At 35.1% G+C, this 15,108-nt stretch carries 20 protein-coding genes, 1 tRNA gene and 3 pseudogenes; 9 read left to right on the top strand and 15 right to left on the bottom strand.

The features are described 5' to 3' along the window. Positions 1–47: 47 nt before the first annotated feature. Together WA279_RS18520 and WA279_RS18525 are read right to left on the bottom strand one after the other, a co-directional pair. Entirely contained in the window at positions 48–593 is a 546-nt protein-coding gene (locus WA279_RS18520; protein ID WP_336156250.1) for a GNAT family N-acetyltransferase, read from the bottom strand. Positions 594–662: 69 nt separating this feature from the next. After that, positions 663–1,853, bottom strand: a complete 1,191-nt coding sequence (locus tag WA279_RS18525) for a DUF819 family protein (RefSeq protein ID WP_336156251.1) — start codon at positions 1,851–1,853, stop codon at positions 663–665. 172 nt (positions 1,854–2,025) lie between these two features. Between WA279_RS18525 and WA279_RS18530 the strand changes: the two genes are divergently transcribed. Beyond that, positions 2,026–2,098: transfer RNA gene (locus tag WA279_RS18530), tRNA-Val, on the top strand. Positions 2,099–2,255: 157 nt separating this feature from the next. Here the strand turns inward: WA279_RS18530 and WA279_RS18535 are convergent. From WA279_RS18535 to WA279_RS18545, 3 genes and pseudogenes are all read right to left on the bottom strand, one after another. Beyond that, positions 2,256–2,554 (bottom strand): annotated as a pseudogene (locus tag WA279_RS18535) (contact-dependent growth inhibition system immunity protein). Positions 2,555–2,607: 53 nt separating this feature from the next. Next, positions 2,608–2,916, bottom strand: a complete 309-nt coding sequence (locus WA279_RS18540) for a hypothetical protein (RefSeq protein ID WP_119996766.1) — start codon at positions 2,914–2,916, stop codon at positions 2,608–2,610. A 20-nt stretch (positions 2,917–2,936) separates the two neighbouring features. Then, positions 2,937–3,200, bottom strand: a complete 264-nt coding sequence (locus tag WA279_RS18545) for an EndoU domain-containing protein (RefSeq protein WP_336156253.1) — start codon at positions 3,198–3,200, stop codon at positions 2,937–2,939. Positions 3,201–3,211: 11 nt separating this feature from the next. On the opposite strand from WA279_RS18545, the pseudogene WA279_RS20925 reads away from it, so the two are divergent. Further along, positions 3,212–3,352 (top strand): annotated as a pseudogene (locus WA279_RS20925) (peptidoglycan-binding domain-containing protein); the annotation flags it as partial. Between the two features lie 64 nt (positions 3,353–3,416). Here the strand turns inward: WA279_RS20925 and WA279_RS18550 are convergent. Beyond that, positions 3,417–3,707, bottom strand: coding sequence for a contact-dependent growth inhibition system immunity protein (locus WA279_RS18550; protein ID WP_085187936.1), 291 nt, complete (start codon positions 3,705–3,707; stop codon positions 3,417–3,419). A gap of 16 nt (positions 3,708–3,723) precedes the next feature. Further along, positions 3,724–4,050 carry an RNase A-like domain-containing protein gene (locus tag WA279_RS18555; RefSeq protein ID WP_041351542.1) on the bottom strand — a complete coding sequence of 109 codons (327 nt, stop codon included), beginning with the start codon at positions 4,048–4,050 and terminating at the stop codon, positions 3,724–3,726. Between the two features lie 62 nt (positions 4,051–4,112). On the opposite strand from WA279_RS18555, the gene WA279_RS18560 reads away from it, so the two are divergent. The 5 genes and pseudogenes from WA279_RS18560 to WA279_RS18580 all read left to right on the top strand — a co-directional run bounded on the left by WA279_RS18560 (position 4,113) and on the right by WA279_RS18580 (position 8,606). Further along, the gene (locus WA279_RS18560; RefSeq protein WP_041351543.1) at positions 4,113–4,322 is read left to right on the top strand and encodes a hypothetical protein; all 210 of its coding nucleotides are present in this window, start codon (positions 4,113–4,115) and stop codon (positions 4,320–4,322) included. Positions 4,323–4,429: 107 nt separating this feature from the next. After that, positions 4,430–4,720, top strand: a complete 291-nt coding sequence (locus WA279_RS18565) for a hypothetical protein (RefSeq protein ID WP_041351546.1) — start codon at positions 4,430–4,432, stop codon at positions 4,718–4,720. A 259-nt stretch (positions 4,721–4,979) separates the two neighbouring features. Next, a complete protein-coding gene (locus tag WA279_RS18570; protein WP_336156259.1) occupies positions 4,980–5,435 on the top strand; it encodes a hypothetical protein in 456 nt (151 codons plus the stop codon). A 660-nt stretch (positions 5,436–6,095) separates the two neighbouring features. Beyond that, positions 6,096–7,056, top strand: a pseudogene (locus tag WA279_RS18575) (phage tail tape measure protein); the annotation flags it as partial. Positions 7,057–7,181: 125 nt separating this feature from the next. Next, positions 7,182–8,606, top strand: coding sequence for a HEPN domain-containing protein (locus WA279_RS18580; RefSeq protein WP_336156261.1), 1,425 nt, complete (start codon positions 7,182–7,184; stop codon positions 8,604–8,606). 53 nt (positions 8,607–8,659) lie between these two features. Here the strand turns inward: WA279_RS18580 and WA279_RS18585 are convergent, their stop codons facing one another. From WA279_RS18585 to WA279_RS18605, 5 genes are all read right to left on the bottom strand, one after another. Continuing rightward, a complete protein-coding gene (locus tag WA279_RS18585) occupies positions 8,660–8,887 on the bottom strand; it encodes a hypothetical protein (RefSeq protein WP_336156262.1) in 228 nt (75 codons plus the stop codon). A gap of 206 nt (positions 8,888–9,093) precedes the next feature. Continuing rightward, positions 9,094–9,246: a hypothetical protein gene (locus WA279_RS18590; protein WP_251186948.1), complete on the bottom strand. Its 153-nt coding sequence runs from the start codon at positions 9,244–9,246 to the stop codon at positions 9,094–9,096. Between the two features lie 44 nt (positions 9,247–9,290). Beyond that, positions 9,291–9,560, bottom strand: a complete 270-nt coding sequence (locus WA279_RS18595; RefSeq protein WP_336156264.1) for a hypothetical protein — start codon at positions 9,558–9,560, stop codon at positions 9,291–9,293. Between the two features lie 150 nt (positions 9,561–9,710). Then, positions 9,711–10,247: a hypothetical protein gene (locus WA279_RS18600; protein ID WP_251186950.1), complete on the bottom strand. Its 537-nt coding sequence runs from the start codon at positions 10,245–10,247 to the stop codon at positions 9,711–9,713. A 60-nt stretch (positions 10,248–10,307) separates the two neighbouring features. Further along, complete coding sequence (locus WA279_RS18605) at positions 10,308–10,613, bottom strand: YjdJ family protein (RefSeq protein WP_199398449.1); 306 nt, start codon at positions 10,611–10,613, stop codon at positions 10,308–10,310. A gap of 264 nt (positions 10,614–10,877) precedes the next feature. Between WA279_RS18605 and WA279_RS18610 the strand changes: the two genes are divergently transcribed. Continuing rightward, positions 10,878–12,653, top strand: a complete 1,776-nt coding sequence (locus WA279_RS18610; protein WP_336156270.1) for a T7SS effector LXG polymorphic toxin — start codon at positions 10,878–10,880, stop codon at positions 12,651–12,653. A 2-nt stretch (positions 12,654–12,655) separates the two neighbouring features. Then, the gene (locus tag WA279_RS18615; RefSeq protein ID WP_336156271.1) at positions 12,656–13,114 is read left to right on the top strand and encodes an SMI1/KNR4 family protein; all 459 of its coding nucleotides are present in this window, start codon (positions 12,656–12,658) and stop codon (positions 13,112–13,114) included. A gap of 385 nt (positions 13,115–13,499) precedes the next feature. Here the strand turns inward: WA279_RS18615 and WA279_RS18620 are convergent, their stop codons facing one another. From WA279_RS18620 to WA279_RS18630, 3 genes are all read right to left on the bottom strand, one after another. Then, complete coding sequence (locus WA279_RS18620) at positions 13,500–14,207, bottom strand: hypothetical protein (protein ID WP_336156273.1); 708 nt, start codon at positions 14,205–14,207, stop codon at positions 13,500–13,502. Between the two features lie 209 nt (positions 14,208–14,416). Beyond that, a complete protein-coding gene (locus tag WA279_RS18625) occupies positions 14,417–14,569 on the bottom strand; it encodes a hypothetical protein (protein WP_336156275.1) in 153 nt (50 codons plus the stop codon). A 141-nt stretch (positions 14,570–14,710) separates the two neighbouring features. Then, positions 14,711–14,908 carry a hypothetical protein gene (locus WA279_RS18630; RefSeq protein WP_336156277.1) on the bottom strand — a complete coding sequence of 66 codons (198 nt, stop codon included), beginning with the start codon at positions 14,906–14,908 and terminating at the stop codon, positions 14,711–14,713. Positions 14,909–15,108 lie beyond the last annotated feature (200 nt).

Raw genomic sequence — 15,108 nt, forward strand, 5'->3', positions numbered from 1 at the left:
TGGTTTGTCGACACGCTGAGAAGCCGGGGATGGCCCGGCTTCTTTTATTATTGTTCATCATCAGGATTCAGAATCGCGAGGACTTGATGATCCTCCCAAACGCCATTAATTTTTACATTTTTTCGGGCGATGCCTTCTTTATGAAATCCCGCTTTTTCTAAAACACGCATGGACCCGAGATTACGGGGCATCACACCGGCTTCAATCCGATGCAGTTTCAATTCGTGGAACGCATAATCAACAACCAATCTGACTGCCTCTGTCATAATGCCCTTTCCATTATGGGCTTTGTCTAAAAAATACCCGATGAACGCAGTTTGCAGCGCTCCACGGATGATTTGAAAGAGCGAAACCGTCCCGATTAATCTATCGTCTGACGCTGTAAAGATGCCAAAATGATATTCTTCATCTTTCTCAAGTCTTTCCCAATACTCGGTTATTCGTTTTCTTTGCCCCTCAACCGTATAGTAATCGTCTGCGCGTATCATAGAAAACTGTTCGAAAAAATCCCGATTTTCGCTTTGCAGTTGCAAATTTTCTTCGGCATCCGTTACTTCTAAAGGTCTAACATAAATGGTTTTTCCTTTAAACATACAGTGATCTCTCCGTTCTCATGTCAGCATTCCTCTTACATTATTCTCAGGGAAATGCAAATATCCTTTTTATAAGAAGGAAGAAAACCAATTTCCCATAAAAGTGCCAACATAGTTGCCGATTAAGTAGCCGAGCGTACCGACAAGCATGATCGGGGCGACAAGATCCCGCCATCCCTTGGCAATTGCCATCGCAGCCGCAGTCGTCGGTCCCCCGACAGTAGCGTTGACGGCGAGCAGAATTTCTTCAAGCCGCACGCGGAACAATTTTCCGGCAGCTAAGGAAACCGCTAAATTGCTGATCGCAATGATAAACACGAATAATAGAATAAGGGGCGCATTCGTGACGATTAAACGGAGATCTGCAGGAATGCCGATCACCACAAAAAACAAATAAATCAAAAAGGTTCCAAGTTCCTGAGATCCATTGAGCCTTTCAAAAAAACGCGGGAAAAGAAAAATGATAAGAACAGTTAAAGACGTAAGCACCAGGTACTGATCGCCAAGCGTACCGGTCAGCAGGGGATGAGAAAAAATGCTTTTAAAATAACCGGAAACCTTCATACTAACCGCAACAAGCGCGAAAGCGGCACCGGCATTAAAAGCGATATCCTTTAAGGAAATATCTTTCCGTTTCCAATAGCTTTCAGCACTGTTTCCGCTGTTTCCATCGGCTTTTACCTTCTCTTCAAACGGCATGGCATAATGCCGCTGAAACCATTTGAGTGCAGGAATGCTGATTAAAATAAAAAACAAAAGCGCCATCATAAAATTATCAGCCACAACGGTAGCCGACACATATTCACCAGGCGTCTCAAATTTTGCCGCCATCGCCGCAAAGTTGACCCCGCCGCCGATATAAGAGGCGCTGATCATCCCACCGATTTTATCTAAGTAAGGAATATGCTGTTTGAGAAGAAAAAAAGCTAGAATGCTCCCAAGCACAGTGCCAGCGGAGCTAATCAGAAAAATAAACAGCAAACGCCTGCTTTCCTTAAAAATTTGCCTAACATTGATCTGAAACAATAAAAGTGGTATCGCCAGTGGTACCACATAAGACCACACAGTGTCATACACAGGCGACTCAACAGGAAGCACTCCTACATTTGTAAACACCATAGCACCTGCAAGGGCAATAATAGCGCCCGACACAGCAGAAGCCCACTTAAAGCGCTGCTCCAGCCCGATGCTCACTGCCGCCCACACCGCAATAAACCCCCATAATACCCAAACATCATCGGAAGAAATCAAAGAATGCAAAACCCCATCACCCCAATTGTTAGAAAATTAAGACATATTATAATAGCCGGGGAACGGAACAGCAAGTCCAAAAAAAGTTTTTCTAAAAAAGCAGTTGACGAATAGAAGGGAAGGTTATATAATAGAACTTGTCAGAAAGACAATAACATACCCAGTAACACATACATATCATGATTCCGTAGCTCAGCTGGGAGAGCGCTACCTTGACAGGGTAGAGGTCGCTGGTTCGAGCCCAGTCGGAATCATAGCTTAAACCCTTGCGTAGCAAGGGTTTTTTATTTTGCTTATTTATTGATTTTGTCATCATTCATCGAGTTGGGGACGAATTGGGGGCGGAAGTTTTTTTAAGCTGATTTTGAAGTGATTCAAAATCAGCTCTGTTTCTATGCTAGGTTTAATGGATTATAAAGTTTCAATATTCTTTTCGATTTTTTGAATAACTTGTTCGAGCCATATGATTGGAGATACGCCGTAACTAAGAACGTCCACTCCGTCAGCAGCTTCATCGATAAAACCATTCTTTTCTTCATCCGAATAATCGCTGTTAATAAAATCTTTCAATGCAACTATATCAGTTTCTTGTCTTCTTTTGGAATCTCTTCTAAGTATTCGCCCAGTGCTGACTCTGGAGCTTCTATATCTTGATGAAATATACCTCCTAGAAATTGAAATACAGGTTCAGATATTTCGATTTCAATCATTACTTATCACCACCAAGAAATGTTAACTTCAAATCTGAGAAATTGTGCGTATCTTATTCTATATAACTTTCTGCTATATCAATATCGTTTGTCATTTCTAAGTCAGGGTACTTTTCATCTAATTTTCTTAAACAATTAATAAGTTCTTTACTTTGCAAACTTTCAGCTAAATCTTCAAATACCTCACTGATCCAATATAAATCTTCTTTATTACAATTTTCTAGATAGCTAATTGTATTTTCTTCATTTTCTGAGAGCACTTCAATTATTTCATCCCAACTTTTTTGAATTCCATAGTCATCATTAAGATTAAGTTTTTTTCTTTTAATTAATATAGCTTCCATTTTTTTCTCTAAATTCATATTGATCCTCCATACTTTGTCTATGGTTGTTTAGTTGCATCGGGGAAAATGGTTCCTATTTCTCCATTTGTTTTAATAACTCCAACCCTAACACCTTTATACTCTCCGAATATAGTCACACCATTTTCTGCATTAGCGAATTCGGGTAATTCAGCAATCTTTGCACCGGCTGCTGCAAAACAAGACTCTGTCCAACTTTCGGGAAACCAATATTGATTGGAGCCTGATCTTTTTGCTAAATTAAAAGCGCTTGGCGTCAAAACATCAAGTGAAAAAAACTTCACGGTTTTTAATCTGCAGCATTTTCAAAGTGAAAAGCCCATTGATGCACAGTGTTGCTGTTGAGCAGATCCAAACAGCGCTGGCGGCATTGCATTTCTATCCAAATAAGAAAGCCAAAAACTTCTGTATTGATGGCTATTATGGACCAGCTACGTAAACGAAAATTGAAGTAATATAAAAAGGCCCTCTCATAAAACGGTGGCCTTTCAGTGTCACTTTTAAATAGCTTCTTTTAGTTGTTCTATTACACTTTTCAACCAGTCTATAGGTGGTAATCCAATTGTCGGGAAATATATTTCGGCATTACACTTTATAATGTCTTCCTTTTCTTCTTTAGTTAGATCGCTATTTAGAAACTCTTCGCAATACTTTACTGTAAATAGCAAACCTTCTTTACTAATTTCCTCAATAAATTCGTCTAATGCGTGTTCAGGGGATCGGATATCTTGATGAAATGTTGCACCTAAAAAATTTTCTAATTCGTCTAAGAAATCATAACCTTCATCCATGATACTTCCTCTCTTTCTATTTGGTTGGATATCCTGTAAGAATAAAGTTACCGTTGTTATCTTTTTTGAGTATAATTTTTGCGTTTGTAACGTTTTCTACTAGTTCTGAATTTCTTGATACACTTCTACCGATTATTTCTCCATCGCCCTTGTATCTTAACATTAATTTAGGTTTTTTAGGATCATCAATCCAATTTTCGATTTTCTTTATATTTTTTGGATCGTTTAAAACTGAATTAGCAATTCTCTCAGCAGTAGCCCTATCTTTAAAAGTAGATGAAGCTGTAATATGTGGGTTAGGATCGGTTCTCAGTCTTTCTATTAATTCTTTGTCTGTTGACACACCGAAATTACGTCAGGATATTGCCGAGCTTAACGGTCAATCATACATTGAAAGTTCTTACAATGAACAACATTAAAACCGTAACCACGTATATTGCCTTGACCGTAGCAATGATGTTATTAATAACTGTAATGATGATTCAATTTTTACGAGTAGCGTTTCCCAAAGATCCAGTGATGGAAGCTAAAATACCAATAATTGAACAACAAGCTGAAAAACGAGCAAAGGCAATTAAACAGTTACAAATTGAATATATGGAGGAACACCACTAAACGCACCAGCGGTCAAAGCTGTGCGTTTTAATTTATTTTGCAATAGTTACTATTACCTTGCAGGAAAATATAACCATTTGTCGAATAAGTAAATTGGAGGTGAAAATATGAGTAGCAGAGGCTTACAATTTCCAACATTATTGATTAATCATTTAATCGACAATGGAGCTAAAGAAGAAATCAGTTTGATTGAAGAGAAAAGCTTAAACAAAACTTTATTCACTTATTTAGGTGAAAAGTACGACATACCTGACTTAGCTGATTTTGCAAAGAAGCCAGAAACTGAAGAATACCTTGAAGAATGGTTTAACACTTACAATGGCAGTGATTACAGACGTAAGTTCAATGTTGAAAACAATGGCTTGAATTTATTAGTGGCTGCATTAATTTTTTCATAAAAGGCACCCTCAAGGGTGTTTTTTTTAATTTAAAAAAGGATTTAATGAATTTGTTAAAAAACAGTATAAAGAAAGGAGTGAGTTTCAAAAATGAAATTTGAAACAAAATATTTAATTCGCTGGGGGATTCCTGGCTGGATACTAATTTTCTGGCTGTTATATGAATTTTTGTTCCTAAAAGGCATTAACCCATTGGATTCTAAAATGGCTGATATTAAAACAAGATTAACGCTATTATTATCATTAACAGCAATCCGGTGTGCCAATCGGTTATTTGTTACATCAGCTTTATTTTGGTATCGCATGGGTATTCAATAACAACAGGAACTTTGAAGAAATAGCCACTAAGATTGGTGACCAGTTCCCTAAACATGATGAATGGGGACAAAATAATAACGAAGATTATTATCAGCTTGAATATGTGTGGCATTCAATGCTCTTGAATCAAAATGAAGAAACAAGGAAATACCGTGAGGAACGATACAGATATTTGCTAAGTACGGTTCACGGCCTTGGCTCTTTGTTTGTAAGCTTGATTGTGTCTTTGTTAGGAACAGCTATAATCGCCATCACACATGGTTCAGCAATGAACTTTTTTTACTGGGCTGGAGTAATCATTCAAATAGCAATATTTTTATCTGCAATAGCAAACTATAAATATTACTCTGATAACCTTAGAGCTTTCCAAATTAAAATGTTAAAAACATATTTGTGACAGGATTGCACCAGTTCGTTGAGCTGGTGTTTTCTTTTTTCCGAATATTGCCTGTCAGGTGGAGTTCCTTTCAATACAATAGCGATATATAAATTGGGAGGAAGCTACATGAATAAAAAAGAACACCCGTTACACAGGTGATGGACTGGCATTATGAGCCGTTGTTACAATCCTAATCATTCGCAGTACAAATATTATGGAGCCAAAGGTGTCACAGTTGATGATAGGTGGCATGACTTTTGGAATTTCGTTGAGGACGTTGACAACCATTTGCTAAACGGAAAATTATTATATGAAAAAGGAAACAAATGGCACCCCGATAAAGACATTAAAGGTGGCAGAATTTATTCGCTCAATAACTGTTTGGTTATTTCAGCAGACGAAAACAGGAAATTCAGCTACAAGAAACAACAACGAAAAATAATAGCGTTTGATGATACTAAGCCCAGTCGGAATCATAGCTTAAACCCTTGCGTAGCAAGGTTTTTTTACTTTGCTTTAATAAAGCGGTTTATCAAATTCGGATTTGTTGGCAAACTTGATTTTTGGCTTCGAATTCATTAACCTGTATAGCATCAAAATTGTTGGGAAATTCAGCTGTCTTATCAGCTAATTTTATTGTTGCATGGCCATATCTATCGAATGTAGTTTGATTACTGGAAAGCGACACAAGATAAGATTGATGAGATAGACAAGACTGATGACGAAGCTAAATATCAGAAGGAATTAAAAGAGAAGAATCAAGCCATCCAGGAAACCAAAGATAAAATTAATAAGCTTTCAATGGATGATTCTGATGAAGCGAAAGCTCAAGTCAAAGACCTGGAGAAACAGCTTCAAGAACAACAGGAAGCATTAGATGAATTCATTAAAGATCGTAGCAACACAAAACGAAAAGAAGCCCTACAGGATCATCTTGAAAAAGATCAGGACGCCATAAATGATAAGTACGACAATTTAACGAATGACGAAAGAGCATTTAAGAAGATTGAAGATAAACTCTTGAATGGAAAGATAACTGATATCACCAAGCAATTGAACGAGTTTTCAAAGTTTATTAACAGCAATATGGAGTCTATCGGTAAGAGTATTTCAAACAACCTTATTGATAAGCTAAAAGAGGCTTCAAATGCACTATCCACAGTAGATAAGGGGAACACAACCGGTAAAAAAGTATCGTCATTTGATACAGGTGGATACACCGGAACAGGCTTAGGCGCTGGTAAGCTTGCATTCCTGCATGACAAAGAACTGATCTTAAATAAGACAGATACTGAGAACATGCTTCAAGCTGTAAAAGAAGTACGTAAGCTATCTAATAGTGATTTAGAAGCTGAGAAGAAAGTTAAACCCGACCTAAGCAAGTACAAAGATATTCTCAGTTCTGTATCGTTTGCAGCTGGGAACACTTGGATTACCAAACCTAAATGCAAATGTAAAGACGAATGTTCCAAATTCCACAGTGAACAATAACAATGAAAACTCAACGGTTAATAATTTTAAATTCAAAGTTACAGTTAATGAATCAGGAAATCCACAAAAAGCAGTTGATTTGATGTACAAACAATTTGTTAATGGACTAAGACAAAGTGGTATTAACCTAAATTTCAATATGAGATAAATAAATTTAAAGTGTATTACGTAGCGGAAATACGCTTTTTTGTTTATTTTTGGATTTGGATATAGGATAATGGTATTAATAATAAACAACGGTAAGTTGATCTAATTGCAATGGGGGGAGTTATATTGAAAGTAAGGAAAAGAGGAAGGCTTGAAACTTTTGAAACCATGGGAAAATGGTGGACAAAGGATAATCCAGCTAAAATGGTAACCGGGACATTAAAGTATACTCCTGAAGAAATCACGCTTGATTTAATTGGGGTTCTTGGTGAAGATTACTTTCTAAACTTTGAAGATGAAACACCTGAAGAAATTTATGGAATATCTGTAGGTGGAGAAAGCTTTAAACTTGATGTCTTAAATAGAAGTAGGTCTAGATCTCCTTCGCCAGGCATACCTATTGAAACCTATAACGTGAGAAGTTTTTTAGCAGGTAATTATACAGAAGAATTTCCTGAAAGTTTTGATAATGTATTGTTTAGCGCAGATTACTTAACCCCCTGGATTGATCCAGCGGTATTTAAAGAAGAACGATCAACTAAAGATAAATATTATAAAATAGAATATTTTCCTCCAGAAACAAAAGAATACAAGATAAAGAGCATTAACACCACTATTGAAGAAAATTTTATTGGGAATACAAAAAGAGATTTTATTTCAAAGGTAGAGATCAATGCTAGTCATACTTCCTGGTTTAAAATAAGTCCAGATGAAAACAAGAATCTGACTTGGTATTTGGATACAGTTCGTTCTTTTAAAGGTTTTTTAAATCTTTTATTAGATTATACTACATCAGATGAGCATATTTTATTTAGGGTGTTTAAAAAGGAAGAAAAAAGATATTTAGAATACAAATATTTTGAGAGTATTAAAGAAGTTAAAAAAGAAAGAAATATTCGGTTCCTATTTAAGTATAATGATGTAAAAGAAAACCTTGAGTCAATACTAAATAATTGGTTTGAAAATGAAGAGAAGCTAAAAACGATAATAAGTTTTCACTTAGTTAATTTTGAAAAATTATATCTTGATACTAAATTTATTAATTCTGTTCAAACATTAGAAATCTTTCATAGAAGATTCTATGAAGGAGCTAAAATAGACCAAGAATTATATAGTGATAATGCAAAAAAAATAAAGCAGTTTATTATAGAAAATATTCAGAATGAAGAAGTGAAATCCTTCTTTTTAAATAAATTCAATCATGGCAATGAATATAACTTAGGGAGAAGATTAAAAGAATTAATAAATGGGTTGTCACAGGATGTTAAAATCTTTTTAATAGGGAATAGCGAGAATAGAGATCGTTTTATTCAAAAAGTAGTTGAAACAAGAAATTATTTAACTCATTTTGATTATACGAATAAAAAAATGGTTCTTGAAGAACCTATTGGAAAATTTTATGCTGCATATAGAATGAAGGTAATTCTTATTTTTATAGTCTTGAAAGAATTGGGATTAGAAGAGGAATTAATATTTAAGAAGGTTAAAGAGCATAGAACAATGAGAGCAATCTTAGATCAAAGTAAAGAGGTTTTAAATAAGAAGAAGTAAAAATGAATTTAACCCTATCCAGTTTAAAGGATAGGGTGTTTTATTACGCATAATTATTGATGAACTCGACAGCCACACTCGCAAATAAAGTGTACATGTTTATTGCCATGCCAATTACTGACATAATTAGCTGATTTTTTTAGACATGAAGGGCAAGTTACACCAGGCTTAATATCTGGTTCCCCGTCATGCTGTTCATAAATCTCTAAAACATCATCAAACATTTTAAGAACTTTTTTTAATTCCTTATCAAGCTCTTTTGTTTTTATCTCTTCATTCACCTTTTTCACCTCGCACTTAGTAGCCTAAGTTCTTATCTAATACAAAAAAGCCCATTGTAGGGCTGCACTTTAGAGATATGCTTTCTTACGCTGACGGAGTCTGATAATATGATACAACTCCTATTATTGCTAACAAGATGAATACGGCTAGGATGCTCCACAAGGTTATTTTAACGCCTTTTGTCATCTTATGCCCCTCACTTTTATTAAGTTCCAACCGGTCTCTCTGCGATTTGAATATCAGTTCCGACTGGTTTTTCACTAAATTGATTGTCTGACTGAGTAAACAAACTAGCACCAGCAGTTAACCCACTTAAGATAATAGCTGTAACAGACACACGAAGTATTAATCTTTTCATCCTATTCCCTCCAACTGCCTCATTTTCTTTTCGGCTAAAATAGCTCACTTAGAAAATTCAAGAGCATCCTTATAACATTCTTTCTCCTCGCAGTACTCAGAGATAATCAAGGAAAGGTCAAGAACACTGTCTAAGTCATTCTTTTCTTGAGGGAAATGAATGTAACTCCAACATTGCTCAATGGTTTCGTTTTGATTATCTTGAAGAAGTGCATAAATGATGTTTATTTTAGCCTCGTAAACTTTATTCTCTTTCTGGGTTAAATTTTCCTGTCCTTTTTTGTAATAATATACAGCTTTATCTTTTTGACCCATGAGGAATAACTCTTTGGTAGCCATGTAGAGAAAGTTAATGTAATAAACTGATTGTCGCCATTCTTTATTTCTTAAAATAAAATTTCTGTTTTACAATAAAAAAAGAATAGCAAGCACAGTGCCTACCATTCTTTATAAAATATTTGATTATTAATTTACGTTATATTCTAACGTACCACCAATAACTTTAATTTTACCTGAAGAACCATTAACTAATTTAAAAGTATAGGAACTACCTTTCTTGCGTAATGGTCTCCAATCAAAAGGGACCCACCCTGATGCGTTTTTAACTACTCCTTTACCTATGTAACTCTTCTTATTAGAACTATACATCCAAACTTCAAATTTCTTCGCTCTATTAGCTAATTCCACACTCATTGCACCTGGGTTTTTAAAAGCTTTGCCACCTTTAACCCAAACAAAATTGGAAAACGTTGATGGCCCAAAATCATAAGATGAAATTCTAGATGCTTTAACAGCCATTACTGAAAACTGAGTTGATTGAGTCGTTACATTTCCATCACTATAGTTCTCAGTATCTATAAGCTTACCATTTGCATCATAGTATTCAACTTGATTTGTGTTTTGAGAAATACTACCTTTTTCTTGTGCATTAACTTGAGGAGTGTATAAAGATGAGACTAACAAAACCCCTATAAATGCAATAATAAATGAAACTTTCTTCACTGTCCTACCTCCACTAGCAAATTGTTACATGGATAATTATAGGACAATGGTTTGTTTCTTTCAACCCTTTTTGATGGATTTTACCAGAAGTATAACTGATATAATCATATAAACTAAAGATAAGATCATTAAAGCAGAGTAAATAGGATAGTGTTTAGCTGAATAGATAAAAAAGTCCAGTTGAGAAATTTGTTTTGAGCTTGTTACAGAATCAATACTGTTAAAAAGTTTCGTAAACTTCGCAGTATAATTCCATTCAAATTTATCTGTTATCAGCTCACTACCTTGATACCAGTTTACTGCAATAAAAAATATTAATAGCATGAACGAAAATCCACACTGTGAAGCCAAAAGAACTCTCTTCATTAGAACCTGTACTCCTTCACGTATCTTTGTACCTTTTTTGTTTGCGCATAGTTATTTTAAAAAAATTAACGTTATTTTACAACTGAAATCCTTTAAATGATTCAATACTTTTCTCTTGAAATGAAGTGACATGTCTATATGAAAAAATGAAGATTAGCGGGCATTTGACTGAAAATCTTTAGTTTTTTTGCACATGTTTTTTTATTATTTCTCCTAAACTATGGTAAAATTTCGAGTATTGAGTGTCAGAAAAAGGAGAATGGTATGAAGGTATTTGAAGCAAAGTCATTACTTTCTGAAGCGGATAAACGTGCAAAAGAGTACAAGGAACTAAGGTCACAAATGGTGAAGCTCAGAAAAGCATTTAAAGACGTAGCCAACTTGGATGACAGCGAGTTTTCCGGTAAGGGTGCAGACAACATTAAAGCTTTTTATCATGATCATGTCGGCGTTACAGATCAATGGATTGATCTTATCGATATGAAAATTGCTTTCCTTACAAGTATCTCTGGAGTTGTAGAGGAAGCTAGCTTATCAGATGCATACGTCGAGGAGTCTTTTTTAGAGCATGAACTTGCAAATGCATACACAAAATCAAAATCCATTATGTCCGAACAGAAGAAAGCAATGAAGGACATTCTGAACGATATTGACGATATCCTACCACTTGACTTGTTTTCAACAGAAAACTTTAAAGATGAACTTGCCAGTGCAGATAAGAAACGTGAAAAAACAATTGATAAAATTGGGGAAGTAGATGATGATTTAACAACTGAATATGCATTAACAGAGCCTAACGAACAATTCATTGAGCAAGATTTTAAAAAGTTGCAGGAGTCAACAGGCAAAGGAAAGAACGCTACACCAATTCACTACAATGCCAAAGCGTATAGAGAAAGTGACATACATAAGAAAAAAGGCGATATTGAAAAACGTACTGAAGCTTACTTGACGATTAAGAAGAAGGAAGAAAAAGAACGAGAGATTGAAAAACTGAAAGAAAGACTAAAGAATTACGATTATGCAGATGCCGATGAATTCTATTCAATGGCCAAAACAATTGGGTATGAAAATCTGACAGCAGAACAACAAAGATATTTCACCCAGATTGAAAACACACGTGAGCTAATGGCTGGAGCCAAAGGTACTATTACAGCTCTTTATGATATGACAGCTGAAACATTAGACTATATGGCACACAATCATCCAGTCGACATGTTTATTAATTCTGCAGTTGCAGTTTATCACTATGATTCCACGTTTAACTCAATAAAAGATGCAATAATAACCTCTTATGTTAGAGATGTAAAGAACGGAGACGCAGAATCAACGGCTCACTGGATTACATGTGCAGCAGTAAACATCTTTGCTTTAAAAGGTGCTGGTTCAGTTGCTAAAATAGGAGTGAAAACAGCCGGAAAAGCTGCAGTCAAAAAAGTGTCTAAAAAACTCGATGAAACTCCTGATCCACTAACAGTAATTAAACCGTTTGTCATGCGAGAAGATGTTGTTGTAGCAGGTGGCATGCCTTATAATGTCATCAATGATGTGAGCGCAAAAGACAGGTTGCTTCAGCTTGCTAAAAAATTAGATGAAACAAGAAAGCCATTTACAGGTAAGGAAATAAATCTCCCTTGGTTAAATAAAGAAAAGTATGGTGCCTTTGAAGTTAAAGGGAAGGTAAAAGCTTCAGGTAAAACCAAAGATGTGAGTCGTAGAGTGTACACATTGAAAGATATTGATATAAACAAAGTTGATGCTGAAAGTGGAAAAACAAATTTACAACTTATGAAAAAAGGTGACGCTCCTTTTGCTAATGACGGCACAAAGATCAACTTACATCACTTAATTCAAGAAGAGCCAGGAACGATGGTGGAAATTCCGGCTTCAGTGCATCAAAATAATAAAAAAGTTCTTCATGGATTGAAAAAAGGTGGAGAAAGTTTTAGAAATGACAAAGAGTTGCGAAATCAGTATAAAAGCTTCCAACGAAGATATTGGAAATGGAGAGCGAGCCAATTTGAGAAAGGAGAGATGTAACAATGACTTATCATGAAATTGAAGAATTTATTAAAGAAAACGCTGAAGATGATGATTTCACAGGCGGGATAAGTGAAGATAAAATAAAAGAGATACAAAACAGTTTAAATATAAAACTTCCCGAGAGTTATAAATGGTTTTTAAATAAATACGGTTCTGGTGGCATTTTTGGTGTAAATATACTCGGTCATGGGAAAGTTTCTGCACGAGTTGTGACAGTTACTGAGGAATATAGAACTCATTATGATTTAAGTGACGGTATTGTTGTAATAGAGTATGTAGATGAATTTTCTTATTGCCTTGATACAAATAAGATGGAAAACGGCGAATGTCCAGTAATTGTTTGGGCAAACGAAGCTGGTTATGGAGACACAGTTGCAGATAATTTTTTGCAGTTTTTTATGGAAGAGCTTGAAGAAGCAAAAGAAAACTGGGAAGATGATGAAGACTGGGGAGATTAAAGTTTGCAACAATGAATGGAATACAAAAAACAGGCTAAGCTTACTCCTGAAGAATTTTGGGTTTTAGGCTGGTTACGAGCAAAAGAGCTTGAAGGAATCCCAAGCTCTTTAGTATTTTAATTATTTTGTGATGTCTTAAAATTTACAGATGTATTTTCTATTTCTAGGGGGTCAATACCAACAAGTGCTTCAGAGTAGGTTATTCCATTTATTTACTGACTTTTTATAGTCATCAAACTAGGCATCGGATCTTTGCCAGTGATAATTCTGTATCTTTTTCTAAATCCTTCGTCATCGATTGCACCTGTTACATAAGATTCTTGTAATTTTTTTATTAATCGCTGTTGTCTCTCTGCTTCAGTTTTTAGCCGTGCTTGTAGTGTATCTACTTCTTTTGTGTAATACAAGGCTCATCTGTTACAGCTAGATCCTTAAAGTACATTGCGGTTTGTTCATTACAATTGACGGCTAATGTCATTGATGCTGGGAGATCTAATTTAAACCTACCCGTATAGGAAATTGTTTGTTCAAAGTGTATGTTTTGTTTAATGTCTATCGTCATATATGAAGCATTGATTGAAACATTCCAACCCCAACTGAAAACTCCAGTAACACCCACTTCTTCAATGTTTGGAACCGGTTCGAATTTAAAATAATCTCCTTGTGTATCAAGTGAAGTGAATAGTGTTTTCCCAAGTTCGAAAATTTGTCGTCCGTATGTTTCTGTATCTAGGGAGCCTTCTGTAAACTCCAATTTCAAAATTTTATCCCTTTCCATTTCTATTATGGTTTGTTGGAAATCTACGCTTGCTACTGTAAACCAACCGACGCTTCCTCTACCTGAAAACTTTTGTTTAATATAACTCCAGACTTGGCTAAGATCAGCAGATGCTTTAACTACCCAAGGATCGCCTAGAAATTCTGCTTTAGCCACCATAGTTATAGCAAAAGAAGGATTTGGATTAATTCCTGATTCGGATTCTGTTGCTACGAAAGAGGCAAATACTGAATTTTGTGGACATCCAAGTTGATAATGAAACGCTGTACCAAATTGAATTGTATCTGGGAAGTTTTTGTCCCCTCCTTCGATCATAAGAGCTCTTTCGGCGAAATAGGGTTTTACGCGAACATCAGTTAATAATAATGGTTGTAATTTTGGGTCAGCAATTTCATAATCTTTCTTTATTTGATCAATAATTTGAGTCCTTTGTTCACTTGTAAGGTCGATGGTTGCTTTTCCAGAAAGAGTCGCACCTATACTATCAAAGTATTCTTCCCCTACTCTTGCATAATAAGCTTCACCTACCCCCAGTATGTCACATTAAATTCAGCAAGATTTTCATTTAGTTTACATTCAGCATTTTGAGGATAGTAATGAAAAACAGAACTGTCCTGATCATCTTGATAAGCCACAACGCCTCTTACTGAGGTGGCAGAACTAATTTTTGGTGCCATATTCATTCCCTCCTATAGTGAGATAGTTATACCATTTCCATATCTACTCAGGTTAATTCACCATTAAAGAATTTCTAAATTACAAGAAAATAAAACCCCTTCACAATTGTGAGGGGGTTTTTCATATATCATCTATTTTCTTTAATTTCCTTTGTTATTCTTATCTTCAAGATATTTTTCAAAAAGCAGCTGTGCAAATTGTTTGTAAAACTGATCTAAATCTTCATTGGCATCAGTTTGTTCTACATACCTTATTGAATAATTCTTCTTATGAATAACCTTAATTGTTTTCTTTTTTAATTCTTCATACCTTTCAAAGGCCTCTTTTTCAATAGACATCTTAAGTCACCTCTTATCTTCAAATCGACTGATGATTAACGTCAATTCTTAATACTCTTAAGTATCATTATTCTTCAATTAAAAAACTACGTTTAAATTATTCCAAGAAAAAAAGAGCCTTAATCAGGCTCTAAATGTTAATTGCAATACTTTTGCTTAAATCTCTTTTTATAATTCGTGAAATATTTCAATGGTTTTGT

The organism is Bacillus sp. 204(2023), from assembly GCF_037027505.1.
GTDB classification, from domain to species: Bacteria; Bacillota; Bacilli; order Bacillales; family Bacillaceae; genus Bacillus; species Bacillus subtilis.

What these genes read in the sequence shown, in the direction of transcription:
- WA279_RS18520 (WP_336156250.1), bottom strand. Translation starts at nt 593, where the DNA reads ATGTTTAAAGGAAAAACCATTTATGTTAGACCTTTAGAAGTAACGGAT.
- WA279_RS18540 (WP_119996766.1), bottom strand. Translation starts at nt 2,916, where the DNA reads ATGAATTTAGAGAAAAAAATGGAAGCTATATTAATTAAAAGAAAAAAA.
- WA279_RS18550 (WP_085187936.1), bottom strand. Translation starts at nt 3,707, where the DNA reads ATGGATGAAGGTTATGATTTCTTAGACGAATTAGAAAATTTTTTAGGT.
- WA279_RS18560 (WP_041351543.1), top strand. Translation starts at nt 4,113, where the DNA reads ATGAACAACATTAAAACCGTAACCACGTATATTGCCTTGACCGTAGCA.
- WA279_RS18565 (WP_041351546.1), top strand. Translation starts at nt 4,430, where the DNA reads ATGAGTAGCAGAGGCTTACAATTTCCAACATTATTGATTAATCATTTA.
- WA279_RS18590 (WP_251186948.1), bottom strand. Translation starts at nt 9,246, where the DNA reads ATGAAAAGATTAATACTTCGTGTGTCTGTTACAGCTATTATCTTAAGT.
- WA279_RS18595 (WP_336156264.1), bottom strand. Translation starts at nt 9,560, where the DNA reads ATGGGTCAAAAAGATAAAGCTGTATATTATTACAAAAAAGGACAGGAA.
- WA279_RS18605 (WP_199398449.1), bottom strand. Translation starts at nt 10,613, where the DNA reads ATGAAGAGAGTTCTTTTGGCTTCACAGTGTGGATTTTCGTTCATGCTA.
- WA279_RS18610 (WP_336156270.1), top strand. Translation starts at nt 10,878, where the DNA reads ATGAAGGTATTTGAAGCAAAGTCATTACTTTCTGAAGCGGATAAACGT.
- WA279_RS18615 (WP_336156271.1), top strand. Translation starts at nt 12,656, where the DNA reads ATGACTTATCATGAAATTGAAGAATTTATTAAAGAAAACGCTGAAGAT.
- WA279_RS18620 (WP_336156273.1), bottom strand. Translation starts at nt 14,207, where the DNA reads ATGATCGAAGGAGGGGACAAAAACTTCCCAGATACAATTCAATTTGGT.
- WA279_RS18625 (WP_336156275.1), bottom strand. Translation starts at nt 14,569, where the DNA reads ATGGCACCAAAAATTAGTTCTGCCACCTCAGTAAGAGGCGTTGTGGCT.
- WA279_RS18630 (WP_336156277.1), bottom strand. Translation starts at nt 14,908, where the DNA reads ATGTCTATTGAAAAAGAGGCCTTTGAAAGGTATGAAGAATTAAAAAAG.